At 60.2% G+C, this 26,313-nt stretch carries 23 protein-coding genes; 9 read left to right on the plus strand and 14 right to left on the minus strand.

From position 1 onward, the window contains the following. Positions 1 to 395 precede the first annotated feature (395 nt). The 5 genes from RWJ89_RS27135 to RWJ89_RS27155 all read right to left on the minus strand — a co-directional run bounded on the left by RWJ89_RS27135 (position 396) and on the right by RWJ89_RS27155 (position 4,812). The gene (locus RWJ89_RS27135) at positions 396 to 1,367 is read right to left on the minus strand and encodes an ABC transporter substrate-binding protein (protein ID WP_131665206.1); all 972 of its coding nucleotides are present in this window, start codon (positions 1,365 to 1,367) and stop codon (positions 396 to 398) included. A gap of 58 nt (positions 1,368 to 1,425) precedes the next feature. After that, positions 1,426 to 2,553: an ABC transporter permease gene (locus RWJ89_RS27140; RefSeq protein ID WP_131665205.1), complete on the minus strand. Its 1,128-nt coding sequence runs from the start codon at positions 2,551 to 2,553 to the stop codon at positions 1,426 to 1,428. Then, positions 2,550 to 3,479 (minus strand): ABC transporter permease, encoded by a 930-nt coding sequence (locus RWJ89_RS27145; RefSeq protein ID WP_130684414.1) that lies wholly within the window; start codon positions 3,477 to 3,479, stop codon positions 2,550 to 2,552. Before RWJ89_RS27145 ends, RWJ89_RS27140 begins: the two co-directional genes overlap by 4 nt. After that, positions 3,476 to 3,856 carry an endonuclease domain-containing protein gene (locus RWJ89_RS27150; protein WP_316031712.1) on the minus strand — a complete coding sequence of 127 codons (381 nt, stop codon included), beginning with the start codon at positions 3,854 to 3,856 and terminating at the stop codon, positions 3,476 to 3,478. The genes RWJ89_RS27145 and RWJ89_RS27150 overlap by 4 nt, the downstream gene beginning before the upstream one ends. 179 nt (positions 3,857 to 4,035) lie before the next feature. Continuing rightward, positions 4,036 to 4,812 (minus strand): ABC transporter ATP-binding protein, encoded by a 777-nt coding sequence (locus tag RWJ89_RS27155; RefSeq protein ID WP_003542281.1) that lies wholly within the window; start codon positions 4,810 to 4,812, stop codon positions 4,036 to 4,038. Positions 4,813 to 4,906: 94 nt separating this feature from the next. On the opposite strand from RWJ89_RS27155, the gene RWJ89_RS27160 reads away from it, so the two are divergent. Then, positions 4,907 to 5,320, plus strand: a complete 414-nt coding sequence (locus tag RWJ89_RS27160) for a cupin domain-containing protein (protein WP_003542280.1) — start codon at positions 4,907 to 4,909, stop codon at positions 5,318 to 5,320. A 58-nt stretch (positions 5,321 to 5,378) separates the two neighbouring features. Here RWJ89_RS27160 and hydA read toward each other — a convergent pair whose 3' ends face one another. The 3 genes from hydA to RWJ89_RS27175 are packed head-to-tail and all read right to left on the minus strand — an operon-like array spanning position 5,379 to position 8,673. Then, positions 5,379 to 6,833: a dihydropyrimidinase gene (gene hydA, locus RWJ89_RS27165; RefSeq protein ID WP_222420329.1), complete on the minus strand. Its 1,455-nt coding sequence runs from the start codon at positions 6,831 to 6,833 to the stop codon at positions 5,379 to 5,381. A gap of 2 nt (positions 6,834 to 6,835) precedes the next feature. Beyond that, positions 6,836 to 7,420 carry an endonuclease domain-containing protein gene (locus tag RWJ89_RS27170; RefSeq protein WP_316031713.1) on the minus strand — a complete coding sequence of 195 codons (585 nt, stop codon included), beginning with the start codon at positions 7,418 to 7,420 and terminating at the stop codon, positions 6,836 to 6,838. Beyond that, on the minus strand, positions 7,420 to 8,673 hold the full coding sequence (locus tag RWJ89_RS27175) for a Zn-dependent hydrolase (RefSeq protein ID WP_077979085.1): 1,254 nt from the start codon (positions 8,671 to 8,673) through the stop codon (positions 7,420 to 7,422). The genes RWJ89_RS27170 and RWJ89_RS27175 overlap by 1 nt, the downstream gene beginning before the upstream one ends. Before the next feature lie 302 nt (positions 8,674 to 8,975). Here RWJ89_RS27175 and RWJ89_RS27180 point away from each other — a divergent pair, with 302 nt between their 5' ends. Then, on the plus strand, positions 8,976 to 9,626 hold the full coding sequence (locus tag RWJ89_RS27180; protein ID WP_077979084.1) for a TetR family transcriptional regulator C-terminal domain-containing protein: 651 nt from the start codon (positions 8,976 to 8,978) through the stop codon (positions 9,624 to 9,626). A 4-nt stretch (positions 9,627 to 9,630) separates the two neighbouring features. Here RWJ89_RS27180 and RWJ89_RS27185 read toward each other — a convergent pair whose 3' ends face one another. The 3 genes from RWJ89_RS27185 to RWJ89_RS27195 all read right to left on the minus strand — a co-directional run bounded on the left by RWJ89_RS27185 (position 9,631) and on the right by RWJ89_RS27195 (position 13,772). After that, a complete protein-coding gene (locus RWJ89_RS27185; RefSeq protein ID WP_077979083.1) occupies positions 9,631 to 12,198 on the minus strand; it encodes an HWE histidine kinase domain-containing protein in 2,568 nt (855 codons plus the stop codon). Continuing rightward, on the minus strand, positions 12,195 to 12,731 hold the full coding sequence (locus RWJ89_RS27190) for a biliverdin-producing heme oxygenase (RefSeq protein ID WP_077979082.1): 537 nt from the start codon (positions 12,729 to 12,731) through the stop codon (positions 12,195 to 12,197). Before RWJ89_RS27190 ends, RWJ89_RS27185 begins: the two co-directional genes overlap by 4 nt. A 141-nt stretch (positions 12,732 to 12,872) precedes the next feature. Next, positions 12,873 to 13,772, minus strand: coding sequence for a LysR family transcriptional regulator (locus tag RWJ89_RS27195; RefSeq protein WP_131639725.1), 900 nt, complete (start codon positions 13,770 to 13,772; stop codon positions 12,873 to 12,875). 102 nt (positions 13,773 to 13,874) lie between these two features. Between RWJ89_RS27195 and RWJ89_RS27200 the strand changes: the two genes are divergently transcribed. Beyond that, complete coding sequence (locus RWJ89_RS27200) at positions 13,875 to 14,897, plus strand: zinc-dependent alcohol dehydrogenase family protein (protein ID WP_025395667.1); 1,023 nt, start codon at positions 13,875 to 13,877, stop codon at positions 14,895 to 14,897. Between the two features lie 56 nt (positions 14,898 to 14,953). Here RWJ89_RS27200 and RWJ89_RS27205 read toward each other — a convergent pair whose 3' ends face one another. Beyond that, positions 14,954 to 15,364 (minus strand): rhodanese-like domain-containing protein, encoded by a 411-nt coding sequence (locus RWJ89_RS27205; RefSeq protein WP_025395666.1) that lies wholly within the window; start codon positions 15,362 to 15,364, stop codon positions 14,954 to 14,956. 67 nt (positions 15,365 to 15,431) lie between these two features. Here RWJ89_RS27205 and ftrA point away from each other — a divergent pair, with 67 nt between their 5' ends. Together ftrA and RWJ89_RS27215 are read left to right on the plus strand one after the other, a co-directional pair. Beyond that, positions 15,432 to 16,433, plus strand: a complete 1,002-nt coding sequence (gene ftrA / locus RWJ89_RS27210; protein WP_077979080.1) for a transcriptional regulator FtrA — start codon at positions 15,432 to 15,434, stop codon at positions 16,431 to 16,433. A 470-nt stretch (positions 16,434 to 16,903) separates the two neighbouring features. Further along, entirely contained in the window at positions 16,904 to 17,914 is a 1,011-nt protein-coding gene (locus RWJ89_RS27215; protein WP_077979079.1) for an SDR family oxidoreductase, read from the plus strand. Between the two features lie 167 nt (positions 17,915 to 18,081). On the opposite strand, the gene RWJ89_RS27220 is transcribed toward RWJ89_RS27215, so the two are convergent. Next, positions 18,082 to 19,767 carry a glycoside hydrolase family 13 protein gene (locus RWJ89_RS27220; protein WP_131665198.1) on the minus strand — a complete coding sequence of 562 codons (1,686 nt, stop codon included), beginning with the start codon at positions 19,765 to 19,767 and terminating at the stop codon, positions 18,082 to 18,084. Positions 19,768 to 19,947: 180 nt separating this feature from the next. Here RWJ89_RS27220 and RWJ89_RS27225 point away from each other — a divergent pair, with 180 nt between their 5' ends. From RWJ89_RS27225 to RWJ89_RS27240, 4 genes are all read left to right on the plus strand, one after another. Then, positions 19,948 to 21,591 (plus strand): alpha-amylase family protein, encoded by a 1,644-nt coding sequence (locus RWJ89_RS27225; RefSeq protein WP_410056117.1) that lies wholly within the window; start codon positions 19,948 to 19,950, stop codon positions 21,589 to 21,591. Beyond that, positions 21,588 to 22,595 carry a TIGR03885 family FMN-dependent LLM class oxidoreductase gene (locus RWJ89_RS27230; RefSeq protein ID WP_131639720.1) on the plus strand — a complete coding sequence of 336 codons (1,008 nt, stop codon included), beginning with the start codon at positions 21,588 to 21,590 and terminating at the stop codon, positions 22,593 to 22,595. The genes RWJ89_RS27225 and RWJ89_RS27230 overlap by 4 nt, the downstream gene beginning before the upstream one ends. A gap of 92 nt (positions 22,596 to 22,687) precedes the next feature. Continuing rightward, positions 22,688 to 23,122, plus strand: coding sequence for a DUF6766 family protein (locus tag RWJ89_RS27235; RefSeq protein ID WP_077979075.1), 435 nt, complete (start codon positions 22,688 to 22,690; stop codon positions 23,120 to 23,122). 337 nt (positions 23,123 to 23,459) lie between these two features. Further along, a complete protein-coding gene (locus tag RWJ89_RS27240) occupies positions 23,460 to 24,296 on the plus strand; it encodes an SIR2 family protein (RefSeq protein WP_025395659.1) in 837 nt (278 codons plus the stop codon). Here RWJ89_RS27240 and treZ read toward each other — a convergent pair. Beyond that, positions 24,293 to 26,281, minus strand: a complete 1,989-nt coding sequence (gene treZ, locus RWJ89_RS27245; protein ID WP_316031715.1) for a malto-oligosyltrehalose trehalohydrolase — start codon at positions 26,279 to 26,281, stop codon at positions 24,293 to 24,295. The two genes, RWJ89_RS27240 and treZ, sit on opposite strands and share 4 nt — an antisense overlap. Positions 26,282 to 26,313: the final 32 nt, after the last annotated feature.

The following is a 26,313-nucleotide window of genomic DNA, read 5'->3' on the forward strand; positions in this document are numbered from 1 at the left end:
CGTCTTCATCCCTCGCCGGCAAATTCGGCTTGTAGGTGGTATCGATTTGCTCGATCTACAAGTCCGGCAGAAAACAATTCCCCATTTGGCGATAATAATTACCATTCCGACGTCAATCAATCACCGCAAGGTTATGTCAACATTACGAAGATTGATCGCGTCTTATCTCTAAGACGTTTGACGCCCGATAAATGCGACAGTTGCAAGGCTTTTTTTTCCAGTTACCAGATGCTGATAATGTAAGCCGACTGGCCTAAAATCTAAATCAGCATCTAGATCAAATAAATAGAGCATGATGTCGTCCGAAAACAGCGTACACTTTTCGGCATCATGCTCTAGAATAGACAAAACGCGCGGAAAATCTCCCGCGCGTTTCGCTTCGCAATCTCGCCGAATTATTTGGAAGCGGCGTCGGTGATGTCGTGCGTCCAGGCGCCCGACGGCTCCTTGCTGATGATCTTCTGATCGAGCAGCGCCTTTGCGGTGCGGGCATAGAGCGCCTCGTCCAGCTTGCCGGAGCTGTCGCCGACCAGCTTGGCGACTTCGCCCATCATGCGCTTCTGATGGTTGTCGTCCTGGCCGCCATTGTCCATGACGATCTCGGCGGCCTCGTCGGGATTCTCGGTGGCATATTTCCAGCCCTTCATCGAAGCGCGGACGAACTTGACCATTTTCTCCTTGAAGGCCGGGTCTTTCAGCTTGTCTTCCATTGCATAGAGGCCGTCTTCGAGAAGGTCGTTGCCCATTTCAGTGTAGTTGAAGACCGTCAGTTCTTCAGGCTTGAAGCCGGCATCGATCGCCTGCCAGTATTCGTTATAGGTCATGACGGAGATGCAGTCGGCCTGCTTCTGGACGAGCGGCTGCACGTCGAAGCTCTGCTTCAGCACGGTGACGCCGTTCGGACCGCCTTCGGTCGACAGGCCGAGCTTGTTCATCCAGGCGAAGAAGGGATACTCGTTGCCGAAGAACCAGACGCCGAGCGTGTGGCCCTTGAAGTCGGCTTCGGTCTTGACCGGGCCGTCCTTGCGGCAGACCATTTCCAGGCCCGACTTCTGATAGGGCTGGGCGATGTTGACGAGCGGAACGCCCTTTTCGCGGGCAACCAGGGCGCCGCCCATCCAGTCGACGATGACATCGGCGCCGCCGCCGGCAATCACCTGCTCGGGGGCGATATCGGGGCCACCCGGCTTGATCTCGACGTCGAGGCCTTCTTCCTTGTAGAAGCCCTTGTCCTTGGCGACATAATAACCGCCGAACTGGCTCTGCGTGACCCATTTCAGCTGCAGCACCACCTTGTCGGCGGCCATCGCATGGGCCGATGCAAGCGACATCGCGCTCGCCATCATTGCAACCATCAACTTTCTCATTTTCTTATCCTTACCCTCTGAAGTTATGCCCGGACCCGTTTCTGGAGCCCGCGCGCGCCTAGCCACCACGGATAGACGGATGCCAGAACGTCACCGCCCGTTCGGTCAGGGCGATGATGCCATAGAAGATCGAGCCGGCCAGCGCCGCGACGGCGATTTCCGCCCAGACCATGTCGACATTCATGCGGCCGATCTCGGTGGAGATGCGGAAGCCCATGCCGACGATCGGCGTTCCGAAGAATTCCGCAACGATGGCACCAATCAGCGCCAGCGTCGAGTTGATCTTCAGTGCGTTGAAAATAAAGGGCATTGCCGCCGGAAGCCTGAGCTTCAGCAGCGTCTGCCAATAGCCGGAGGCATAGGTGCGCATCAGGTCGCGCTCCATGCTGCCGGAGGCGGCAAGGCCGGCGACGGTATTCACCAGCATCGGGAAGAAGGTCATGATGATGACGACCGCGGCCTTCGACGGCCAGTCGAAGCCGAACCACATGACCATGACAGGGGCGACGCCGATGATCGGCAGGGCCGAAACCATGTTGCCGATCGGCAGAAGGCCGCGGCGCAGGAAGGCGATTCGGTCGGCGAGCACTGCGACGACGAAGCCACTGAGGCAGCCGACGATATAACCGATCAGCACCGCCTTGAAGATCGTCTGCCTGACGTCCGCGCCGAGGATGGGCAGCGACGCCATGAACCGCGCGCCGATGGCGCTCGGCGGCGGCAACAGGATGAAGGGAACGCCGGCGCCGCGAGTGACCGCTTCCCAGAGAATGAGGATCCAGGCGCCGAAGATCGACGGGATCAGGAGTTGGAGCGCCGACTTGCCGAAAGTGGTGACGGGCTGCAGTTTCGACAGTTCGGTGACGCATCGCCAAGCAAGCAGCCAGCAGGCGAAGAGCAGCAGGAAGAACGCCCGCGTCGCCGTTCCCTCGTTGCCGGAAAGAGCCGAAAGCAGCATCCAGGCGGCGCCATGCGCGCCGATAAACAGCACGGTGGCCCGATAGGCCGGCGGCTGCGGTGCGAATGACAGCAGGGCAGCCGCGATGACGATGGTGAAAATGAGGCTTGCCGTGCCGTCGGTAAGGGATCGCGCTGCGCCCTCGGCCAGGAGCGGCAGGGCCGCCAGCGCCCCGACACAGAGGAGGAGGGCAACCACGCCTTGCCAGGAGAAGGTCAGATGTCTCATGCCGGCCTCCCGCCCATGGCGCGGTCGACGATCTTCGCCGCAACGCCGACAATCGCAACCAGGATGCCCGCCAGCAGCGATCCGGCGACGAGGGCGGCCCAGATATCGATAGTCTGGCTGTAATAGGAGCCGGCCAGCAGCTTCGAACCGATGCCGGCGACGGCACCCGTCGGCAGCTCGCCGACGATGGCGCCGACGAGGCTGGCGGCGATCGCGACCTTCATCGACGTGAAGAGGAAAGGGATGGAGGCTGGAACGCGCAGCTTCCAGAAAGTCTGCATCGGACTGGCATAATAGGTGCGCATCAGGTCGAGATGCATGATTTCAGGCGAACGCAACCCCTTCACCATGCCGACGGCGACCGGAAAGAAGGAGAGGTAGGTGGAGATCAGCGCCTTGGAGACGAGGCGGGAGGCGTCGGAATCGAGGTTCAACAGATGCGCAACGGCATTGTCGCCGGTCAGTACGTTGTAGGAGATGATGACGATCATCGGCGCGATGGCAAGGATCGGTATGGTCTGGCTCGCCACCAGCCAGGGCATCAGCGAGCGATCCATGGCGCGGTTATGGACGATCAGCACGGCGAGAAGGATGCCGAGCAGCATGCCGAAGCCGAAGCCGAGCAGGGTGGAGGAGAGGGTTACCCAGCTGTGATAGACGAGGCTGCGGTTGCTCGAAAGGCTGCGCAGAAAGGTGTTCTCGTAGACGTTCTGCGCCACCTGATGCGGCGCCGGCAGGATCGGCTTCGGCTGCGCCAGCGTTTTGCCGATGAATTCGAGGGTCGTAGGTGTGGCGCCGGCGCGGCCGTCCATGTCGCGCTGGAACGGCGCGTTCATCAGGATGGCGGCGACATACCAGATGACGACGAGGGCCAGCAAGATGGTGGTGACCGGGACGATCTTGTCCTTGAAGGTGTCGGGTTTCATGCCAAAGGCTCCTTCAAGAATGGAGCAGCGTGTTTCTCGACGGTGAGAAACACGTAATCGGGTCCATCAAGTACTTGGGCATTGTCGAAGCGCAGCACTTTGAAACCCTCATTGCGCAGGAATGCATCCCTGGCAAGATCGTGGCGGCGGCCGTCGGCAGTCTCGTGGCTGTCACCGTCGACCTCGACGATCAGTCGTGCTGAAAGCCAGGCGAAATCGGCGATATAGGGGCCGATCGGCGTCTCGCGCCTAAACCGGGCGCCATAGGGCCTGAGATCGCGAAGCATATCCCACATGGCAGCTTCCGCCTTTGTCAGTTCACGGCGGAGGCATTTTGCCGTTTGGCGGGTTTTGAGGGTGATGTTTGAGTGTGGCATCTAGACCCCTCCCCAACCCCTCCCCACAAGGGGGAGGGACTTAACCGTCGAACCCGTGGGTGGCGGCAGCGCTCTCCCGCGACGTTCCATGGAGCATTCAGCGAGCGCCGCGTGTTTGCCCCTCCCCCTTGTGGGGAGGGGTTGGGGAGGGGTCTTGCCAAACAACACGCTCCCGCTCCTCATGCGTGGCCCGTCCTCAGCCCTTCGCGGACGCGATGGGCGATTTCCAGGAACTCCGGGGTTTCGCGGATGTCGAGCGGGCGCTCGGCCGGCAGGGTCGAGTCGATCACGTCGGTCACGCGGCCCGGGCGCGGAGACATCACCACGATCTTGGTCGAGAGGTAGACGGCTTCGGGGATGGAATGGGTGACGAAGCAGATCGTCTTATTGGTGCGGGTCCAGAGTTTCAGCAGCTCTTCGTTCAGATGGTCGCGGACGATCTCGTCCAGGGCGCCGAAGGGCTCATCCATCAGCAGCAGGTCGGCGTCGAAGGCGAGCGCACGGGCGATCGAGGCGCGCTGCTGCATGCCGCCGGAAAGCTGCCAGGGGAATTTCTTCTCGAAGCCCGAAAGACTGACCAGATCGAGCGCTTCGGCAATGCGCCGCGTCCGCTCGGCGCCGGAATAGCCCATGATCTCCAAGGGCAGGGCGATGTTGTTTTCGATGGTGCGCCAGGGATAGAGCGCTGGCGCCTGGAAGACATAGCCGTAGGCGCGGGCCTTGCGAGCCTCTTCCGGTGTCATGCCGTTGATCGAGATCTCGCCCGACGTGCTCTTCTCGAGATCGGCGATGACACGCAGGAAAGTGGTCTTGCCGCAGCCCGAGGGGCCGATGAATGAGACGAAATCGCCCTTGCGGACATCGAGATTGACATTGCTCAGTGCACTCACCGGGCCGTCATTCGCCTGGTAGGTGAGACAGAGATCCTTGGCGGATACGACGGAGGGTGCTTGCATCAATGCGACCAGTCTTGTTTTCGCCGCGGGAGCGCGGTTTGCGTGCTATCATTACCGCCGGTTTTATCGACGACACACTCCATGGAGGATGAGGATGGACGTGACATCAAAGCCCACCTGCCACATCGTTCGCCCCAATCATGCCTATGACGGCAAGCAGGGGCTCAGCTATTTCCAAGGGGTCGCGGCCGAGACGGTCGGCGCCAAGGGCATCTGCATGCACCTCCTGACGATCCCGCCGGGCGTACGCGCTAAGGCGCATCTGCACGAGGCGCACGAGACGGCGATCTACATGCTCTCCGGCGAGGCCCATACATGGTACGGAGACCGGCTCGAGCATCACGTCATCGTCCATGCCGGCGAACTTTTCTATATCCCGGCCGGCGTGCCGCACCTGCCGGCGAACCTCAGCAGCACGCCGTGCACGGCGATCATCGCCCGCACCGATCCGAACGAGCAGGAAAGCGTTGTGCTTCTGCCGGAGTTGGACGCTTTGGTACCGGCGTGAGGTCATTGGCATAGAGGCAGCGTTCCCCGGTTGATGGCCGTATCGTCATGCGCCATCGTCATACGCCGCTTGCCGGAATGCCGCTCCGCGTCACCTTGCGCGGCGCAGTGATATCCTTCCACTGGGAAAGCGCCTTGCTGACAGCCGTGACCGGCTCGCGCCTGACGAATTCGCCGTGGCCCTCGCGGGTCTTGATCGCACCTTCCTCGATCGCGACGACGCCGCGCGTCAGCGTATAGCGCGGCAGGCCGGTCACTTCCTTGCCTTCGAAGACGTTGTAGTCGATCGCCGACTGCTGGGCCTTGGACGAAATGGTCTTGGAACGTTGCGGGTCCCAGACGACGATGTCGGCATCGGCGCCGACAAGGATCGCGCCTTTCTTCGGATAGATGTTGAGTATCTTGGCGATATTGGTCGAGGTGACGGCGACGAATTCGTTCATCGTCAGCCGCCCGGTGTTGACGCCATGGGTCCAGAGCATCGGCATGCGGTCTTCGAGGCCGCCGGTGCCGTTCGGGATCTTGGTGAAGTCGCCGAGCCCGAAGCGCTTCTGCGCCGTGGTGAAGGCGCAATGGTCGGTGGCGACCACCTGCAGCGAACCGGAGGCAAGCCCTGCCCAAAGCGAGTCCTGATGCTGCTTGTTGCGGAATGGCGGCGACATCACCCGGCGGGCCGCGTGATCCCAGTCGGGATTGGAATATTCGCTTTCGTCGAGCGTCAGGTGCTGGATCAGCGGTTCGCCATAGACGCGCATGCCTTTGGCACGGGCGCGGCGGATCGCCTCGTGCGCCTGTTCGCAGGAGGTGTGGACGATATAGACCGGGCAGCCGGCCATGTCGGCGATCATGATGGCGCGGTTGGTGGCCTCACCTTCCACTTCGGCGGGCCGGGAATAAGCATGCGCCTCGGGGCCGTTATTGCCCTCGGCGAGCAGCTTTGCCGACATCGAGGCGACGACGTCGCCGTTTTCGGCGTGCACCAGCGGCAGGGCGCCGAGTTCGGCGCAGCGCTGGAAGGAGGCGAACATCTCATCATCGTCGACCATCAGCGCGCCCTTGTAGGCCATGAAGTGCTTGAAGGTGTTGATGCCCTTGTCGCGGACGATGGTCTCCATCTCCTTGAAGACCTGCTCGCTCCACCAGGTGACCGCCATGTGGAAGGAATAATCGCAGTTGGCGCGAGTCGATTTGTTGTCCCACATGGTCAGCGCCTCGAGCAGCGACTGGCCGGGGGCGGGCAGGGCGAAATCGACCACCATCGTCGTGCCGCCGGAAAGGGCGGCGCGCGTACCGCTCTCGAAATCGTCGGAAGAATAGGTGCCCATGAAGGGCATTTCGAGGTGGGTGTGCGGATCGATGCCGCCCGGCATGACATAACAGCCGGTGGCATCCAGCGTCTCGTCGCCCGAGAGGTTCGGACCAATCTCGATGATCTTGCCGCCGTCGATTTTCACGTCAGCCTTATAGGTCAGGTCGGCGGTGACGATGGTGCCGTTCTTGATGACTGTGGTCATGATCATTCCCCGTTCTTGTCTGTAGATTTGGCTGGCGAATAGAAGCCGAGCAGGTCTGAGCTGGCCTCGATCCGGCCCTGCAAAGCCGCCAGAATCGTTTCGAGAACTGAGCGGCGTTCGCGCGAGATTTCCCGATTCCAGAAGCGCAGGATGGAATAGCCATTCACATTGCGCCATTCAGTTCGGCGCTGATCGGACGCGCTATCGGCATGCTGGAAGCCGTCGACTTCGACGATCAGTCGTTGTTCACGACAGAGGAAATCGACGATGAATGGGCCGAGGGGAACTTGCCTTACAAACTTATAGCCGTTCAAGCGGCGGGCGCGCAGGTCGCTCCAGAGGTGGTATTCCTCTTCAGTTTCGTTGCGGCGAAGCGTTCTCGCCTGGTCGGTCTTGTTGGTGCGATGCTTCCGGATATCCTGCTTGATAATTTTCGTCGCGCCCGGAGCCCCCTCATCCGCCTTTCGGGCACCTTCTCCCCGAGGGGAGAAGGGGAAGACCGCGACGTCTACCGATCCCTTCTCCCCAGCGGGGAGAAGGTGGCCCGAAGGGTCGGATGAGGGGGCTCCGGGCGCGACATTAGTCATCACACCACGATCTCCGCCGTCTCGACCACCGCATGGAACAGCACATCGGCTCCCGCCATCGCCCATTCCTTTGAGATCTCTTCCGCCTCATTGTGCGAGAGGCCGCCGACGCATGGGCACATGACCATCGTTGCCGGCGCGACCTTGGCGGCCCAGCAGGCGTCGTGGCCGGCGCCGGAGATGATGTTCATGTGGCTGTAGCCGAGCCGCTCGGCGGCGTCGCGCACCGACGTGACCAGTTTCGGATCGAAGGTGATCGGCTCGAAATGGCCGATCGCCTCGATGGAACAGCCGACACCGAGTGCGTCGGTGATCTCAGGCGCCTTCGCCTCGATCTTTGCCCGCATGCGGTCGAGCTTCTCCTTGTCGGGAGAGCGGATGTCGACGGTGAAGACGACCTTGCCGGGTAGTACGTTACGGGAATTCGGAGAGAAGAAGACTTGGCCGACACCGCCGACGGCGCCTGGCTGTTCACCCATCGCCACGTCCTGGACCATTTCCAGAATGCGGGCCATGGCGAGACCGGCATTGACGCGCAGGTTCATCGGCGTCGAGCCGGTATGGGCTTCCTTGCCGGTCAGCGTGAATTCCAGCCACCAGAGGCCCTGGCAATGGGTGACGACGCCGATCTGCTTTTCCTCGGCTTCGAGGATCGGTCCCTGCTCGATGTGATATTCGAAATAGGCGTGCATCTTGCGGGCGCCGACCTCTTCGTCGCCAACCCAGCCGATGCGCTTCAGTTCGTCGCCGAACAGATTGCCCTCGGGGTCCCTGCGATTATAGGCAAAATCCAGGCTGTGCACGCCGGCGAAGACGCCTGACGCCAGCATCGCAGGGGCAAAACGCGCGCCTTCCTCGTTGGTCCAGTTGGTGACGACGATCGGATGTTTGGTCTTGATGCCGAGATCGTTCATGGTGCGCACGACTTCGAGGGCTGCGAGCACGCCGAGCACACCGTCATATTTGCCGCCGGTCGGCTGGGTGTCGAGATGCGAGCCGACATAGACCGGCAAGGCATCGGGATCGGTACCGGGGCGGGTGGCGAACATCGTGCCCATCCGGTCGACACCCATCGTCAAACCGGCATCGTCGCACCATTTTTTGAAAAGGCTGCGGCCTTGCGCATCGGCATCCGTCAGTGTCTGGCGGTTGTTGCCGCCGGCTATGCCGGGGCCGATTTTTGCCATGTCCATGAGACTGTCCCAGAGACGGTCGCCATTGACGCGCATGTTCTCGCCTGGTGCTGCCACCATTTTGTATGCCCTCACCTGTTTGCGGCAGTCATGCAAAGGGCATGCCCGCCTGTTCCCGTGGTCCTTTCCTGCGCTCCCTTATTGGTTTTGTCGAGCGCCGGAAAATCGTCAGTTGCCTTTGCTTTGCATCTGGCGGATAATTTGACCGATTGGTAAACATTACAACTTCCACCGCCGGGCTCAAGACGAAAATCACGAAAATTACCGATAAAAATACGGGCAGTTGCTCAAGAAAGCGGCGGGGAACGTTTCCGGTCTAAACTTGAGCGAAGAAGTTGAATTTCAAGGGGAAATAACAGCCTGTGACCATACCGAGAGCAGCGAAAACCCTGAGGCGGACGCGAATCCAGGAGGAGAAGGAAGAGCAGATCCTGGAAGCGGCCCTCGACGTGTTTTCGGCAAGCGGCTTTCGCGGCTCGACCATTGACCAGATCGCCGAAGTGGCGGGCATGTCGAAACCCAACCTGCTCTATTATTTCCGCACCAAGGAAGCCATGCACCGGGCGCTGATCGACCGGGTGCTCTACACCTGGCTGGAGCCGTTGCGGGCCTTCGACGCCGAAGGCAATCCGGAGGCGGAAATCCGCAGCTACATCCGCCGCAAGCTGGAGATGGCCCGCGATTTTCCGCGCGAGAGCCGGCTTTTCGCCAACGAGGTGCTGCAGGGCGCGCCGCATATCGAGGACGAGCTGAAGGGACCGCTGAAGGAATTGGTCGACGAGAAGGCGGAGGTCATCCGCGCCTGGGCGAAATCAGGCAAGATCGTCAAATGCGATCCCTATCACCTGATCTTCTCCATCTGGTCGACAACGCAGCATTACGCGGATTTCGACGTTCAGGTGCGTGCCGTGCTGGGGCAGGAACATTCGGGCGAAGGGCGCTTCGAGGATGCGGCGCGGTTTCTGGAACAGCTCTTCATCGGCGGCCTGCGACCGGATCCCCTGGAGGCGTGAGGGTTTACCCTCTTCTTGGAAGCGGCACCCGAGCAAGAATATCCGTCATGCCTTCCATCGTATAAGGCTTCTGTAGCACGGGCGCGTCCGAGTGGCTGTTGGCCTGGGCGATGCCCTCCCCATAGCCCGTGGCAAAAACGAAGGGCACGCCTTCGGCAGCCAGCCGGTCGGCAATTCCGAAACTCGTCTCATCGCCAAGATTGACATCGAGAAGCGCCAGATCGAAGGACTGGCCTGCCAGAATTTCCATCGCCTCAGTGACACTTGGCGCCGTAGCCACGTCGGCGCCCAGGCGGCGCAGGATGTCCTCGCCATCCATGGCGATGATCAGATTGTTTTCCACCAGCAGTACGTTCAGGCCGAAAAGCGGCTGATCGTCGGGATTGGTCTTGGGTTCGGTCGTTCCGAGCGGAGCCGGATTTGATCGTTCGCTCGTGGGGCCGACGACATGTCGCGCGGGGATGGAGAAATCGGCCTCGAGCCCATCCTTGGCGTAGCGGACCTCGGCTTTGCCGCCAAGGTCATAGGGGATCGAGCGGCGGATGATCGTCGAACCGAAGCCATGGCGTTTGGGTTCGACGACGGGTGGACCATTCTTTTCGCGCCAGCTAATGCGCAGATTGCCCTCGTCGTCGCGATGCCAGCCGAGTTGGACGGTGCCGCTGCCAATTCCGGAAAGGCTGCCATATTTGGCGCTATTGGTCATCAGCTCATGGAAAACAAGGGCGGCGGTGGAAAAGGCCTGCGGTTCCAGCAGCACATCCTCGCCGCTCATCTGGATGCGTTGCGCGTTTTTCCCGAGATAGGCGGCGGTCTCTGCGAGCAGCAATTGCCGAAGCGAAGCGGGCGCCCAGTGATCGCGGGTGATCTGGTCATGGGCGCGGGCGAGTGACTGGATGCGGCCCTCGAGCTGGCGAATGTAGTCGCCAAGGCCGACCGACGTTGCCTGCGACTGCCGGATAATGCCGGTGATGAGGCTCAATATGTTGCGGACGCGGTGGTTCAGCTCGGCAATCAGCAGTTCCTGGCGCTCGTTTGCCGTCTGGCGCGCCATGCTGACCTCGTCGGTGAGGCGCAACACCACTTCGATCAGTGTGACGCGGATGGTTTCGGCGACACGGCGCTCGGCGTCCGTGAAAGGAAGGGAGCGGCCGCGCACCAGTTCCGACCAGGCTTCGAAACTCTTGCGCGGCGTCAGCCTCGGGCCGTTCGGCCCGTATTCCACCGGCTTGTGTGGGTCGCCGCCCCAGCGGACGGTGCGCACCAATTCCTGACGGAAAAGCACGACATAATCGCGCGGCGAACGCGAGATCGGGATGGCGAGCATGCCTGCCACCGCATCGTCGACCTCAAGGTCCGGATAGGTTTCTGAGAGCCTGTCCACGGCATAGATTCGGCCGGCAGCGCTACGGTTGAGGTGGCGGACGAGGGCTGCGAAACTTCTCTCATTCGGCCCGATGCCGGCGAGTGCCAGCCGGCCGTTGATCCAGACGCCGATCCCGTCAGCAGGAATGGCATCGGCGAGCGCCTCAATCAGCCAGGCCGGATCGTCGAGCAGGCTCGCATTGTCTGCCACGGAGGTGAGAAGCCGGTCGGCGATGCGGCGCGCCTTGGTCTCGTAGTCGAGAGCCAGCCGCCGTTCGCGGCTTTCAAGACGCGACGCAAACATCTGACCGAAGAGTTCGGCAGTGGAGCGGCTTTGGGCCGAAGGCAGACGCGGGCCGTAATGATGGCAGGCAAATAGGCCCCAGAGCTTACCGTCCACGACGATCGATATGGAGAGCGAAGCGCCGACGCCCATGTTTTTCAGATATTCGATGTGGATCGGCGAAACAGAACGCAATACCGACATGGAGAGGTCGAGCGGCTGGCCGTGCTCGTCGCGTTGCGGCAGGATCGGGACGGGGACGGCGTCGACATCGGCAATGATGCGGAACAGGTTGCGCAGATAAAGCGCGCGCGCCTGCACCGGAATGTCGGAAGCCGGATAGTGCAGCCCGAGAAACGAGCCGATGCCGGCCCGGGCGGCTTCCGCCACCACTTCGCCGGAACCGCCTTCGTCGAAACGATAAACCATGACCCGATCGAAGCCAGTCAAGGCGCGCGCCTGTCTTGCACCTTCGCGGAAGAAAGCCTCCAGTGTTTCCGTGTGGTCGAGGCGGGACATCATGCTGCGCATGGAGAGCGAAGCGGCGTCGCGCCGGTCATCCTGGCAGCGCTCGCCTTCGATGATGACCTCACCTCCGTTCAGGTGCAGGGCAATGTCGAACCTGTTTTGATCGGGCATCAGGGCAATGCCGAAAATGCGCTCGGCGACGTCGGGACCGCGCAGCGTGGTAAGCTTGTTGCGGACGGCGTGGAGTGCTTCGGGTGTGATCAGCGAAACAACGGGACGGCCGATCGCGTCGGCCTGCGCAACATCGAGAAACTCCACCAGATTTGCGGAGGCGCGGGTGACAATCCAGTCTGAGGATATCGCCAGGAGAAAGCCGAAAGGTTGAACCGATCCAAGCTGGTGGATCGGTTCACGGTCGCAGTTGGTGAGATCGACAGGTTCGTGCGTGCCGCTCATGGCACGGTTTCCAGCGTGAGTTGCCCCGCTTTTAGGAAGAGATCGAAGACATTGCGAGCGGCCGTGACGGCAGCGCCGGGATCGTCCACCTTGCTCGCGTCAAGACGATCCATGAAGAGCCGCATGGCGCCCTTCGGGCCTTGGGGGGTCAGGTAGCTGCTGGGCAAATGATCAGGCACGGCCTTGGCGAGCAGCGCGCCGCCGAGCTTGGAGCCTTCCAGGACATAGGCAGCACCCCAGACCGCTGCTTCGCAATGCAAGGCGGGTTGAGGAAGGGGCGCGGGCAATCGATCGCCGAGTTCCCTAATGTCGGCAGCGAGCAGGTGAGCGCGCCTTCGTTCCGACCAGTTGGGCAGCAGGCGAGCGATCCCGGCTTCCTCAAGCGCATGTTCGACTGATGGTACGACCTGGGCATGCGCGCGCAGGAATGCCTTGTAATCCTGGGTGCGTGAGAGATTGAAACTGCCGAAGAGAGCGTCGACCGCGGCGTGGCAATCTGCAGTTTGTGCGCGGAGAGCGCTGCGAAGTGACATGCTGACCGTGTTCCGAGTGATATGGCGGTCGTCCACAACGGACGGTGAACTATCGGATATACTGCTGCATCGGGTGATTTCCAGGGAAACGTATAGGAATTACATGGGTTTCTCGTCGCTCGCAGACGCGTGGCGAGCGCTTCAGCCCATCATTGCCGGCAGTCCTGCGGCGAGCGTATCGATCGCGAGCCGCACCTTCGGCAGCATGACCGGAGAGCGCAGCCAAACGGCATGGGCATCGAAGACATTGGCCGGTTCCTGCTTCAACACCTGAATGAGCCGGCCTGCCAGCACCTCCTCGCGGACCAGCCAGCAGGGGAGCCAGGCAAGTCCGCGCCCGGCGACGGCCGCATCGGAAATCGAAGCAAGGTCGTCGAGCCGCAGCCGCGCCTTTGGCGGCATCCGCCGCCCGGGATCGGCTGCAGTCGGAAAGATCCAGCCCTTGTCATCATCGCCCCGCCTATAGACGATGCCCTCATGCCGGGGAATATCGAAGACGGTCTGCGGCGAACCATGTTTTTCCAGATAGGCGGGCGATGCGCAGACGGTCATGCGCTGGCGGGCGATCGCCCGGGCCATCAGATCCGGATTGTCCTTCAGCGGCCCGTTGCGGATGACAAGATCGAAGCCGTCCTCGAGCAGGTCGACGATACGGTCGTTGAAGGAAAGGTCGAGTTCGAGGTTCGGATGTTCATCGAGCAGGCGTGCGAGGACCGGCGCGATGCAATGGCGGCCGAAAAGCACCGGCATCGAGATGCGCAGGCGGCCGCGCACATCACGCCGGCCGGATTCCAGCATCGCTTCCCCGAGGCGGATTTCCTCGACCGCCCGCAGGCAGCGCTCGTAGAAGAAGCGGCCTTCCTCGGTGAGGCTCTGCATGCGTGTCGTACGGTTGAAAAGCCGCACGCCGAGACGCTGTTCCAGACGTGCGATCGTCTTGCCGACCGCCGAACGCGTGAGGTGAAGCCGCTCGGCGGCGGCCGAAAAGCCACCTGCCTCGACGGCTTCGACAAAGATCGAGATACCCTTCAGCTGTTCCATTTGTTTCCTCTTTGGAACCATTCTGGAGAATAAATATCGCAACTGGTGCGAAATATTCAACGATATGTTTTGCGCTCCCTGCAATGGACAAGGAGCAAGACAATGCAGACAACACGGCAATGGCAGATCGACGCGGTAGGGCCGGAGCGCCAGCTGACGATCGGGGAGCGGAGGCTCGAACCGGTTTCGGGAAACAGGGTTCTGGTCCGGACGGAAGCCGTCTCGCTCAATTTCCGCGATCGGTTGCTGATGGAGAGCGGCATGGGGTTGCCGCTGCAATTTCCCTTCGTGCCAGCTTCGGACATGGCAGGGGTCGTCGAGGCAGTCGGACCCGATGTCAGCCGTTTCAAGCCGGGCGATCGGGTCATCTCGACGTTTTCGCCCGACTGGATTGACGGACGCGGCTTGGGCGATGCGCGCACGCCACCTTACAAGACGCGCGGCGGCTTCTATCCCGGCGTCCTCTCGCAATACACCGTGCTATCGGAGGAATGGTATTCACGCGCGCCTGATACGCTCGATGCGGCGCAGGCGAGCACCTTGCCCTGCGCCGGACTGACTGCCTGGTTCGCCCTGATCGAACGCGGCGGTCTGAAAGCCGGCGACAAGGTGCTAGTACAAGGCACCGGCGGGGTGGCGCTCTTCGGTCTGCAGATCGCCAAGGCGCATGGCGCGGAGGTCTTCATCACATCAGGCAGCGCCGAGAAGCTCGAGCGCGCCGTTGCTCTCGGCGCCGATCATACGATCAACCGCCATGAGGGCGACTGGGTGGAACAACTTTATCAGTTGACCGGCGGCTATGGCGCCGATCACGTGCTTGAGATCGTCGGCGGCCCACATCTCGGCCAGGCGCTGAAGGCGGTGGCGATCAATGGCCGCATTTCCGTTATCGGCGTGTTCGAGGGATTCGAGGTTTCCGGCCCGGCCGGCCCATTCCTGCTCAAGGCGCCAGTCGTGCAGGGCATTTCGGTCGGCCATCGCCGTGCGCTTGAAAATCTGGTGCGGGCAATCGACCAGACCGGGCTGAAGCCTGTGATCGACAAGCGTTATGCCTTCGACGAATTCCCTGAGGCGCTCGATCACCTCTATCGCGGGCCTTTCGGCAAGGTGGTCGTCGAGTTCTGACGGCCGCGATTTTCCCGTCTCCCCGCTGCAATAATTGCAGGGGAGACGGGAGGCCCTCATGCGGCAGCAGGGACGCCCTGTTCGAAGGCGAAGCCTTCATCGGCCCAGCCGGTCATTCCGCCGATCATCAGCTTGGTCTGAAGCCCGAGATTGGCGAGGCGGAAGGCAGCCTTGTCGGCGCCGTTGCAGTGCGGGCCGGCGCAATAGACGACGAAGAGTGTATCGCTTGCCCATGTCGACATGCGGTGCGCCGTCATCTTGCCGTGCGGCAGGTTGATGGCTCCGGGAATGTGGGACTCTGCGAAGAGCTGCGGCGAGCGCACGTCGAGGAGAACGAAATCGACTTTGCCGGCCGCAAAGGCGGCATGCACGTCGGAGCAATCGGTTTCGAAAGCGAGCTTGGCGGCAAAGTGAGCGACGGCGGCATGCGGAGCTGCAGCAGGTATTTGGGAAATGGGGCTTGGCATCGGTTTTCCTTTTTCTGAAGTTGCCGCCTGGTATTGCCGATGCTAAAGCTTTGCGAAATTGGCCATCATGACCGACAGCGTAAAGATCATGCCAAATTCATTGCCGCCGCAGACGAAAGGACCGCTGGTCGCCGCACTTGCCTATGACGGGCTCTGCACCTTCGAATTCGGCATCGCCTACGAGGTCTTCGGCCTGCCACGGCCGGAAATGGGCGAAGGCTGGTATCGCTTCTCGGTTTGCGGCATCGAACCGGGTCCGCTTCGCGCTGCGGGAGGGCTGACGGTGGCAGTCGACAAGGGACTGGAAGTGCTTGACGAAGCGGACCTGATCGTCGTGCCGGGTTGGCGGTCGATCGATGCCGCCGTTCCTGAGCCGCTGGTTTCAGCGCTCAAGGCCGCGCATGAACGCGGCGCAAGGATCATGTCACTTTGCTCAGGTGTTGCCGTTCTTGCCGGGTCGGGTCTGCTAACGAACCGCAGGGCGACGACGCATTGGCGTTATGTCGCCTCGATCGCCGCGCGTTATCCCGACATCGCACTCGACGCCGACGTTCTCTACATGGACGAAGGCAGCCTGCTGACGGCGGCGGGCAGTGCTGCCGGCATCGATCTCTGCCTGCATGTGGTGCGCGGCGATTTCGGTTCGGAGGCCGCAAACAGCGTCGCCCGCCGTCTGGTCGTGCCGCCACACCGCGAAGGCGGACAGGCGCAGTTCATTCACGCGCCGGTTCCCGAGGAACGCGAGGGTATCCGCTTGGGGCCGCTGATCGAATGGATGCGCGAAAGCCTTTCCGAGGACCAGCCAATCAGCCTGCTTGCGAAAAGAGCGGGCATGAGCATGCGCACCTTCCAGCGGCGCTTCGAAGCGACGACGGGCCTCAGCGTCGGCGAATGGCTGCTGAAGGAGCGGCTGCGTCATGCCCGCGATCTGATGGAGAAGGAACTTGCCGTTTCGCTCGATGACATCGCCGCTGCCAGCGGCTTTGGAACACTGGCAACCATGCGGCATCATTTTCGCAGGCGGCTCGGGACAAGCCCTCATGCCTATCGAAAATCATTCGGTGGCTAAGGCATCCTTTGCCTGCATTTAACCTAGCTAGAGCCTTTCCGGGTTAGATTGAAGCATTCTGTTGGCTCAAACGGAGTCGGATGGTCGACCGGCCGGCGCGCGTCGTAGCCAAGTTCTACGGCCAAGCCGGCCGATCGATCAGCCGGCCCGTTTCAGCCAACCCGAAGGGCCGGGCATCTTTCCGCCAGGGCAAAGGCGATCGGCTCGGACGTACCTAGGGGTATGCCCTTCGCCAATCGTCTCTGCCCTGACGAAAACCTGCTCCGGCAGAATGCTGCAATCTAACCCGGAAAGGCTCTAAATGGCCGCTCTCGATCGCATCTCGAGAGGGCGCGTGGTGATGAGCGACATCTCAGCACGCTCCGAGACAGCAAGAGTTGCCTGAAAAGGCGCGATGTTCGCTGGCCGGGAACTTCAATGGCGCCGGGTTGTTTGCGCAGAAAGTGGTAAATCGGAAGGACGCTTCGACTATGACAACCAATCTCAAGGATGCTGTCGTCGTCATTACCGGCGCATCGAGTGGTATCGGCCAAGCCGCAGCCGAGGCATTCGCCAGGCAGGGGAGCAGGCTGGTGCTCGCGTCGCGCAACGGTGCCGCGCTGGAAAAAGTGGCAGAGGGCTGCCGCCTCCTTGGCGGCGAGGCCACTTCAGTTGTTGCGGATGTCACCGACCCCGATGCCGTCAAGGCTCTTGCCTCGAAAGCTGCCTCGTTCGGCAAGATAGATGTCTGGGTCAGCAATGTCGGAGTCGGCGCGGTTGGTCGGTTCGAGGAGACGCCCATTGAAGCGCATGAGCAGGTCATCCGCGCGAACTTGCTGGGACATATCAACGACGCACACGCGGTTCTGCCGGTGTTTCTGCGCCAGGGGAGAGGCGTCTTCATCAATATGATTTCGCTCGGCGGTTTTGCAGCGGCGCCGTTCGCCACAGCCTACAGCGCCAGCAAGTTCGGGCTTCGCGGATTTTCCGAGGCCTTACGGGCGGAGGTGGCGGATAAGCCTCGCATTCATATCTGTGATATTTACCCCGCCTTCGTCGATACGCCCGGCCTGATGCATGGCGCCAACTATGTCGGCCGGAAGGTCTCCGCGCCGCCGCCGCTGATCGATGCTCGGCGCGTTGCCGAAGCCATAGTCCAGGTGGCAAAACATCCGCGAGCAACGACCACCGTTGGCGCCGTAACTAACGCAACACGTCTCGCTCACTTGCTGGCGCCAAACCTGGCGGCGCGTTTGCTCGGCCGCTTCATGGCGGCCTATTTCAACCGCGCATCACCTGTCGCGAAAAGTGACGGTAATCTCTATCGGCCTTCCCAGGACACGGCACATATCGATGGCGGTTTACGTTCGCGCTCGCGGTCATCGCTGCCGGCGCCTCTGATGCTGGGCCTTGCAGCCCTTGCTTCCTTCGCGATCGGCGCGGCCATAGCATCGAGGGGCAGCCGGCGCCAGCCTCTTTCTCTGCCCCGGCGCTTGCGATAGCCGAGAAGATCCCAGCCTCGAGCACAGCAAAAGCCAAGCAACTGTGCTCGGATACCAGCTTCACCTAGAGCATGATGCCGAAAACTATGAGCGGTTTTCGGGCGACATCATGCTCTAACTCTTGAATTGAGAACAGGATTCAGATTTTAGGCCGACCCGGCCTAAAGTCATCCTGTTCTAGACGCTATGGCGAAGGCCTCGTATGGGCTGAGTTCAATGGTCTCGTTGATCATGTTCACCGGTTCATAATTGCAGATGAGACATTCTCCGTTCATGCCGAGCTCCGATGGCAAACTCAGCGCAATGTGCCGTGGGGTGAAGTTGGCGACGACGATCATCCGAGTCCTGTCGAATGTACGGGTATAGACGAAGACATCAGGGTGTTGGTCGAGCCAGGATCGGTATTCCCCGTATACGATGACAGGGCACGTCTTCCGGAGAGCGATCAATTTGCGATAGTGGTTCCAGATCGAGCTCTCGTCCCTAATGGCCGCTTCAGCGTTGACCTTCGGATAATTGGGATTGACTTCGATCCAGGGCACGCCGGTCGAGAAACCGCCATAAGGGGCCGCGCTCCATTGCATCGGTGTGCGGGCGTTATCGCGGCCGTTCTCGTTTGCTCCGCGAATAAACTCTTCTGGGGAAAGGCCGGCCTCCACGTGCAGCCTGTGCATGTTGAGGGTTTCGATGTCCCGGTACTGTTCGATGGAGGTGAACGGGACGTTCGTCATGCCGATCTCCTCACCCTGATAGATGAAAGGCGTGCCTTTCAGGAGATGCAGCACGGTCGCCAGCATCTTGGCGGACTCCACGTGATAGCCGGTGACATCGCCGTAGCGCGAGACGGCGCGTGGCAGATCGTGATTGCCCCAGAAGAGCGAATTCCACCCATCTTCGGACAAGGCAAGCTGCCACTTGCTGAGGACCGTCTTGAGATTGACAAGGTCGAGCGGTTTCGGGCGCCATTTCCCATAGACCGTGTCCCATTGCTGGGTGACGTGCTCGAACTGGAAGACCATCGACAGTTCTTGGCGGTCACGCCCGGAATAGAGGAGGGCCGCGCCGGGAGTGGCGCTCCAGGCTTCACCAACCGTAAGAATGTCGCGGCTGCCAAACGTCCTGGCATTCATCTCCTGCAAATAGTCGTGCAGATGAGGTCCGTCCTTGATGAGCTCCCGGTCCACCTGCTTGCCGATGTAATCAATGACATCCATACGGAAGCCGGCAATGCCGCGCTCGAGCCACCAGTTCATCATGTCATAGATTTCCGCCCGTACCCTCTCGTTCTCCCAATTGAGGTCCGGCTGACGGCGGGAAAACATATGCAGGTAATATTCGCCTGTTGCGGGGTCCAGCGTCCACGCCGGCCCGCCGAAGGAGGATTTCAAGCCGTTCGGCGGTCCTCCGCCCGGCGCAGGCTTTCGCCAGATGTAGAAGTCGCGGAATGGGTTGTCCGAACCCTGACGGGATTGAAGAAACCACGGATGCTCATCGGAGGTGTGGTTCACGACGAGGTCGAGCATGATGCCGATTCCTCGATCTTTTGCCTCCGCCACCAACTGGTCGAAATCTGCGAGCGTGCCAAACTCGGAGGCGATGTCCCGATAGTCGGATATGTCGTAACCATTGTCGTCCATCGGCGACTTGTAGATCGGCGACAGCCAGATGATGTCGATCCCGAGCTTTTTGAGATAATCGAGCTTTGAGGTGATGCCGGGGAGATCGCCGATGCCATCGCCGTTCGAGTCGCAGAAGCTGCGCGGATAGACCTGGTAGACAGTTGCGGTATGCCACCATTTCGGTTGGAGAGGTGATCGCTCGGGACTTGCCAGCGGTGTCGTGGAGTGATCCATCGGAGGCTTTCCTATCTGTTCGGGATATTGTGAAAACACCGGTGATGTCTGCAGGTTCCACCGGCGCAGACGTTCCTTCCGCTTCCCCCGGCACCCGTGGACTTGGCGCAATCCGAGGAACCCCCTCGTTCCGGAACCGTTAGAAGGGGTGGCAACAGAGATTATCGGGAGACCGTCGCGGTGCCGAACCGAAGCAGCAGCTGGTATGAGGAGGCAGTGATCTACAGCATCGATGTCGAGAAATTCGCCGATGGAAATGGCGACGGCATTGGCGACTTCGTGGGCCTGACTGAAAAGCTGCCCTACCTTTCAGAACTCGGAATCACATGCATCTGGCTCCTGCCGTTTTATCGCAGTCCGGATCGCGATAATGGTTATGACGTCAGCGATTTCTATTCGATCAACCCAAAGGTCGGAACGCTTGACGACTTCCTGACATTTCTGCACAGCGCCGGTGAGCATGGGATTCGGGTGATCATCGATCTTGTCGTCAATCATACATCCGATCAGCATCCCTGGTTCCAGGCCGCCAGGCGGGACGACGAGACGCGCTACCGCAGTTATTATGTCTGGAGCGCCGATCCTCCGCCTGTCGCTTCCGGGGCCAAGTCGATTTTTCCGGGCGAAGTGGACAGCCTCTGGACCTATGACGAAGTGGCGAGGGCCTATTATTTCCATAGTTTCTATGAGTTTCAGCCTGAACTGAACGCTGCTAATCCGCGGGTTCGCGAAGAGATCTTGCGCATCGTCGACTACTGGATCGCGTTCGGGGTCAGCGGGTTCAGACTTGACGCCGCGCCGCTTATCATTGCCGATAAAGGACTTGAGCATGCCAATCCTCGTGATCCACATGGTATCCTAAGGGAGATCGGCAGCTATCTACAAAGCAGGCGGCCGGGTGGTGTGCTCCTTGGTGAAGTCAATCTTCCGCCGGAGGCTTCCGATGCCTATTTTGGGGAAGGAGACCAACTCCAGCTTCTGCTCAACTTCGTGCTCGCCTGCTATCTCTTCGCAGGCTTCGCTGGGGAAGACGCGGCCTCGATCAATCAGGGACTGAGCCTGCTTCCGGAGCCACCGCCCGGTTGCGCGTGGGTCAATTTCCTGCGCAATCTCGACGAGCTCGATTTTTCCCGGGTTCCTGCGGATTTGAAGAAGAACGTCTTCGACGCCTTCGCGCCGAAGGAAGAGATGCAGGCATTCGGCCGCGGCATCCGCCGTCGCGTTGCGCCCATGTTGAACGGCGACCAACGACGAACCGAACTCGCCTTCAGCATCATCTTTTCGCTGAGCGGGCCGCCGCTTATCGTCTACGGCGACGAGATCGGTATCGGCGAGGACCTTTCCCAGCCCGGACGCAATGCAGTGAGGGTACCGATGCAATGGTCGGCGGAAAGGAATGCCGGTTTCTCCGGTGCCAAAGCCGGAAAACTGTGTCAGCCGATCGTCGCGGAGGGGCCGTTTTCCTACAAAAAAGTCAATGTTGCCGACCAATCCAACGATCCAAATTCCCTGTTGAACGGGATCAGGCGCTTTATTTCTCTTCGCAGGAACCAACCGATCTTCACGAAGGGGCGGCTGGTGAGATTGAGCGCCGAGGATCCGGCTGTTTTAGTCCACGGCTTTGAAGACGCCGGGTCGCTTCTGTTGCTCGTTCACAACCTTGCTGGCCGGCGTATTAAGACGGAAATCAATTTTGGCGGAATGCAGCCTGGGAAGTTTCGAGATCTGATCGGCGAGGTGGAGTACGCTGGCGCCATCCAGCCACGCCTGGAACTCGAGCCCTATGCCTATCACTGGTTTATTTCCGTGGGTAACGGATCATGACGCTCATCGGTTATCACGCGTCCCATGAACAATTTTCGCCAAGCGAGCTTCTCGGATATGTGCAGGCTGCGGAAGCTGCGGGTTTCGGTGCCGTGATGTCGTCCGATCACCTGACGCCGTGGAGTGAGAGGCAGGGTCAGTCGGGCTTCGCTTGGGCTTGGTTAGGGGCGGCGCTCCAGGCCACGCGATCTATTCCCTTCGGTATCATAACAGTCCCTATGGGCTGGCGTTATCATCCAGCGATTACCGCACAGGCCGGCGCGACGATCGCGGAAATGTTTTCGGGACGGTTGCCGTGGATAGCGGTGGGCAGCGGGCAGGCCATGAATGAACACGTCATCGGTGAACGCTGGCCTTCCAAGGCCGAAAGAAATGAACGGCTGCAGGCGGCGGTAGAGATCATGCGGGACTTGTGGTTGGGGAAGCTTGTCAGTCGGGCAGAGCCCATCAAAGTCGATCAAGCCCGCGTCCATACTCTCCCTGATGAGGTCCCGCGCATTGTTGCCGGCGCTCTTTCGCCAGAAACGGCCGAGTGGGCGGGAGGCTGGGCGGATGCGCTTATCACCATCAATCAGCCGCCCGACAAGCTCGGCAAAGTCGTCGACGCCTTCCGGCGTGGCGGCGGGCAGCAAAAGCCGCTCTACTTACAAACGCATATTTCCTATGCCGGCTCCGAAGAGGAAGCCAGAGCAAGCGCTTTCGAGCAGTGGCGAAGCAACGCAATTTCTGCTGCGATCTCGGAAACCCTTCGTTTGCCCGAGGAGTTCGATGAGGCGTGTCTGAAGGTGCGGCCGGAAGATATGGATGAGCATGTGCGCATCTCGGCCGATCCGCAACAGCATGTCGAGTGGCTAAAAGCCGATGTCGAGATGGGATTTGAAGAAATCTACATTCACAATGTGGGGCGCAATCAGCGCGAGTTCATCGAAGCCTTCGGACGCGAGGTCCTGCCCGCCTTCAGGACTGGCACACCGGTTGCGGCATCGAGCTCCCTAGGGGAATAACTTGAAGGGCCGGCCAGGGGATTAGCTGATGAGGATCTCAACAAATGCGGCTGATTTCGCACTCGCCGCCCCAGCTGTCCAAAGGAGGTATCATGTTCAAGAAATACGCCTACGCCTGGATCACCGTCGGCTTCTTTCTATTTTCGCTCACCGGCCATTGGTTATTTGGTTGGTTTGCTTTTGTCGGCGAGCAGCAGAACCACGGTCAGGTGCCTGATGTTAATGCCTATCTCATGGAGATGGGCAGAGACACCTTTGAAAATTGGCAGTCCGAATTCCTGCAATTGCTCTGGCAGGTCGTCGGTCTTGCCTACTTTCTCTATATCGGATCTCCGTCTTCGAAGGAAAACGATGACCGTACCGAAGCGAAGCTGGACGCTCTGATCAGATTAAATGCCGGAGAGAAGGCTGATGCGATCATTGCCGAAATTGACAAGCACTTCATGAGAACCGGCGGACATGCGGGACCGTACGCCCACGACTTAGAAACGCGCAGAGGCCCACAGAGGATCGGCGACGCCACTTAGCGGTTCAGCTTTTCATGGAAGCGCAGGACCGCTCTAACCTTTTGTTTTCGCGCAATTCCGGACAGAAAACCACTTCGCACTTTTCCTGGAATTGCTCTGGGCAGGCTCAGGCGGACCACGAAGCTGCCGCATCCTTGCAGCCGGACCCGCCGAGAGAGGCGCGAACCGTGCTGCGTGGTGACGGATTGCGGAGGACAGCAGTCATGCGCGCCAAGGAAATCGAAAGCGGCCACGGCTCTTCCTGCGCAAAGTCTTTAAAGCACCCCACGGAGGTACGCTAGCGCACGGAAACAACTCTCTCCGGACCACGTTCGATCTACGGCAGTCAGGAGGATTCGTGCCACACGATGAACAGATATTGGCGATCGCTAGCGCGCTTGAACGCCGGCAGGCCATTTTGTTCGTTGGGGCAGGAATATCGATGAGCGTCGGTTTGCCGTCGTGGACCTGCCTCATCGACCACATGTTGACGGACCTCGGCCTGCCTTCCTCGTTCGCCGCCGCCCACGGCACGACCTACCAGGAAATTGCCGAATATTACCGGTTGAAGCACGGTTCATTGTCTCAATTGGTCGAATGGATGAAATGCGAGTGGCAGATTTTGCCGGAGCAACTGAGGACATCGGAGTTGCATCGGCTCATCGTCGAATTGGATTTTCCTCTCGTTTACACCACTAATTACGATGCAAATCTCGAAATGTCCTATGAGACGTTCGGGCGGCCATTCACGCGGATCACAAGCGCGAAAGACATGGCGACCGCGCCGGTCGGCAAAACTCAAATCGTCAAATACCACGGCGATTTCTCCGATCCGGACACACTGGTGCTGACAGAGTCGGATTACTTCGATCGCCTGTCCTTTGATGCTCCTTTGGACATTAAATTCAGGAGCGATGCCTTCGCCTCGACATTGCTGTTTATCGGCTACAGCATGTCCGATCTGAACATTCGCTTTTTGCTCCATCACCTGTGGTCGACATGGCGGCGAACCGGACTAGACCGACACCGGCCGCCGCTGTTTCTCTTCATGCACGAGCCGACCGAAGTTCAGGTGCATGTTCTGAAGAGGTGGGGCGTTACTGTCCTCAGCGGCGATGGCGAGAGTTCAGGCGACTCCCTCTCTCATTTTCTCGAACGTCTGCTTCAACGACGAAACGCGAAGGCCCGCAGTTAGGTGCCGGGGTCCCCGGCTCGCAAGATGCCGGCTTGCCAGTCCTCTATAGGCATTGCTGAGGCGTTTTGCCGATTCTGGAGTTTTAGTGGGGCGAGGACCAGGGCAATATCCCCGTTCAATACCCAACGCTTCCGAAAATCACACGGGCGGCGTCCGCTGCCACCGTAGGTGGCATCTTCACTCGACCAAGAGAGATGCCATTGGTGAGCTTCTGGTGGAGCGAAAAGCGGATCCGGCAGACTATCGATCACGAGGTCATTGCCGAAGTTGATCAACAATATTCTTTCGTCCGACGGTTTCCCCGCGAAGAACCTCAGGAGGAAGGCGGAGCTGGACAAAATATTACCGTCCATTTGGCCGTCACGAGCGCAGGCTTGGCGAGAAAATGCCTTGTTTGTCTGACGTAGATTCAGCAGGTCGCGATGAAGCAGCACGAGCGCCGCGTTCCTCTCCCATTCAGCCCAATCGAGCTTCACCTTCTCAAACGTCGTGCGAGCACACGGATCCGCCAACTGTCTAATGAGCTCTTCATCCCTCAGGTTCGGGAATTGGCTGATGAAACTGCGCCGCCCCTGCCGGACGATGTCGGCGATTTCCCCTTGGTGATCTGCGAAATAATAGAACGGAGAAGAGGAACCAAATTCTTGCCCCTGAAAAAGCATGGGCGTTTGCGGCCCCAGCAGTTGGAGCGCCGTCAGAGCCCGAAGGCGGGCTGGCGATGTTATCTGGCCGATCCTGGCGCCTGTGCCGGAATTGGCGACCTGGTCGTGATTCTGGAGGAAGTGTACGAAATTCCACGGCTTGAGGTCGAGCCCAGCCGTTCCACGCGATTTATCCTGCCAATCATATCGCTGCCCCTGAAACAGGCAGCCATATTTGGCGGCAGAAACGAGCTCCTGGGCCGTACCGCGGTGATCATGATAATAGGCTTCGCTGCGGCCGGTTAGCGCCACCGTCGCGGAGCGGTGGAAATCGTCATTCCATAAGGCGTCCAGCCCATGCCCTCCCACATCAGCCGGCCGCACCATGTTGGTTTGTTGCGGCTCATTTTCGCTCACGAGGTAGATCTGCCGCTGTCCCGCTGCTGCCCGAGCCTCCCTCGCAATGACGGTGATGATGTGTTCGTGGCTCGAATCGAACAAGGCCTGCGTGGCGTCGATACGCAGTCCATCAAAGTGGAATTCATCGATCCAGTAGGCCGCGTTCTTCGCGACATATTCGCGAACGCCACGGCTGTTCGGACCGTCGAAGTTGATCGACTTGCCCCATTCGTTCGAGTAACGCTCTGTGAAATAGTCTGGCGTGAATTCGCAAAAACGCTCGCCCTTACCGAAGTGATTGTAGACGACGTCGAGGATCACCCCAATGCCGATCCGGTGGGCTTCGTCGACGAAACCGCGCACATCATCCGGTGTTCCATAGAGCCGGGTCGGAGCGTAGAGCAAGGTGCCGTCGTAACCCCAGCCGAATTCGCCTTCAAACTCATTTATCGGCATTACTTCCAGGCAGTTGATGCCGATAGCGCGAAGTCTTTCCAGCTTTTCCCGGCCTGCCGCAAAGGTACCTTCCCTTGTGAAGGTGCCGATGTGCATCTCATAGAGAGCAGCTCCGAAGGCGGGCATTCCTTGCCAATCGTGATCACTCCACTGGTACCGCGCCGGGTCCACGACGACTGATGGCCCCGATGGGCCATCCGGCTGAAAACGCGAGGCAGGATCGGCAAGAAGATCATCCGCGTCTCCAAAGTGAAATTGGTATCGCGTCCCTGCATCCAGGCCGGGCAGATGGAGGCAGAAGTAGCCGCCGTCCTCCGCCGTCATCTGATGTTGGGAATTTCCCTCGATCACGAGGAAACAGCGTTCTCTGGCAGGGGCCCATAGCCTGAACGAAACGCAGCCGGCATCAACCTCCGCTCCGATCGGGAGGCGTTGGCGCGAACGGGGACGCATCGTTTCCGACTTTTCGCTGCTTGAGTGGTCGTGCATGGCTCTCTCGTGGAATCGCCTGCGCTAACTTC

It is taken from the genome of Rhizobium sp. 10PS4 (assembly GCF_032464805.1).
GTDB lineage: Bacteria > Pseudomonadota > Alphaproteobacteria > Rhizobiales > Rhizobiaceae > Rhizobium > Rhizobium laguerreae.

What these genes read in the sequence shown, in the direction of transcription:
- RWJ89_RS27135 (WP_131665206.1), bottom strand. Translation starts at nt 1,367, where the DNA reads ATGAGAAAGTTGATGGTTGCAATGATGGCGAGCGCGATGTCGCTTGCA.
- RWJ89_RS27140 (WP_131665205.1), bottom strand. Translation starts at nt 2,553, where the DNA reads ATGAGACATCTGACCTTCTCCTGGCAAGGCGTGGTTGCCCTCCTCCTC.
- RWJ89_RS27145 (WP_130684414.1), bottom strand. Translation starts at nt 3,479, where the DNA reads ATGAAACCCGACACCTTCAAGGACAAGATCGTCCCGGTCACCACCATC.
- RWJ89_RS27150 (WP_316031712.1), bottom strand. Translation starts at nt 3,856, where the DNA reads ATGCCACACTCAAACATCACCCTCAAAACCCGCCAAACGGCAAAATGC.
- RWJ89_RS27155 (WP_003542281.1), bottom strand. Translation starts at nt 4,812, where the DNA reads ATGCAAGCACCCTCCGTCGTATCCGCCAAGGATCTCTGTCTCACCTAC.
- RWJ89_RS27160 (WP_003542280.1), top strand. Translation starts at nt 4,907, where the DNA reads ATGGACGTGACATCAAAGCCCACCTGCCACATCGTTCGCCCCAATCAT.
- hydA (WP_222420329.1), bottom strand. Translation starts at nt 6,833, where the DNA reads ATGACCACAGTCATCAAGAACGGCACCATCGTCACCGCCGACCTGACC.
- RWJ89_RS27170 (WP_316031713.1), bottom strand. Translation starts at nt 7,420, where the DNA reads ATGACTAATGTCGCGCCCGGAGCCCCCTCATCCGACCCTTCGGGCCAC.
- RWJ89_RS27175 (WP_077979085.1), bottom strand. Translation starts at nt 8,673, where the DNA reads ATGGTGGCAGCACCAGGCGAGAACATGCGCGTCAATGGCGACCGTCTC.
- RWJ89_RS27185 (WP_077979083.1), bottom strand. Translation starts at nt 12,198, where the DNA reads ATGAGCGGCACGCACGAACCTGTCGATCTCACCAACTGCGACCGTGAA.
- RWJ89_RS27190 (WP_077979082.1), bottom strand. Translation starts at nt 12,731, where the DNA reads ATGTCACTTCGCAGCGCTCTCCGCGCACAAACTGCAGATTGCCACGCC.
- RWJ89_RS27195 (WP_131639725.1), bottom strand. Translation starts at nt 13,772, where the DNA reads ATGGAACAGCTGAAGGGTATCTCGATCTTTGTCGAAGCCGTCGAGGCA.
- RWJ89_RS27200 (WP_025395667.1), top strand. Translation starts at nt 13,875, where the DNA reads ATGCAGACAACACGGCAATGGCAGATCGACGCGGTAGGGCCGGAGCGC.
- RWJ89_RS27205 (WP_025395666.1), bottom strand. Translation starts at nt 15,364, where the DNA reads ATGCCAAGCCCCATTTCCCAAATACCTGCTGCAGCTCCGCATGCCGCC.
- ftrA (WP_077979080.1), top strand. Translation starts at nt 15,432, where the DNA reads ATGACCGACAGCGTAAAGATCATGCCAAATTCATTGCCGCCGCAGACG.
- RWJ89_RS27215 (WP_077979079.1), top strand. Translation starts at nt 16,904, where the DNA reads ATGACAACCAATCTCAAGGATGCTGTCGTCGTCATTACCGGCGCATCG.
- RWJ89_RS27220 (WP_131665198.1), bottom strand. Translation starts at nt 19,767, where the DNA reads ATGGATCACTCCACGACACCGCTGGCAAGTCCCGAGCGATCACCTCTC.
- RWJ89_RS27230 (WP_131639720.1), top strand. Translation starts at nt 21,588, where the DNA reads ATGACGCTCATCGGTTATCACGCGTCCCATGAACAATTTTCGCCAAGC.
- RWJ89_RS27235 (WP_077979075.1), top strand. Translation starts at nt 22,688, where the DNA reads ATGTTCAAGAAATACGCCTACGCCTGGATCACCGTCGGCTTCTTTCTA.
- treZ (WP_316031715.1), bottom strand. Translation starts at nt 26,281, where the DNA reads ATGCACGACCACTCAAGCAGCGAAAAGTCGGAAACGATGCGTCCCCGT.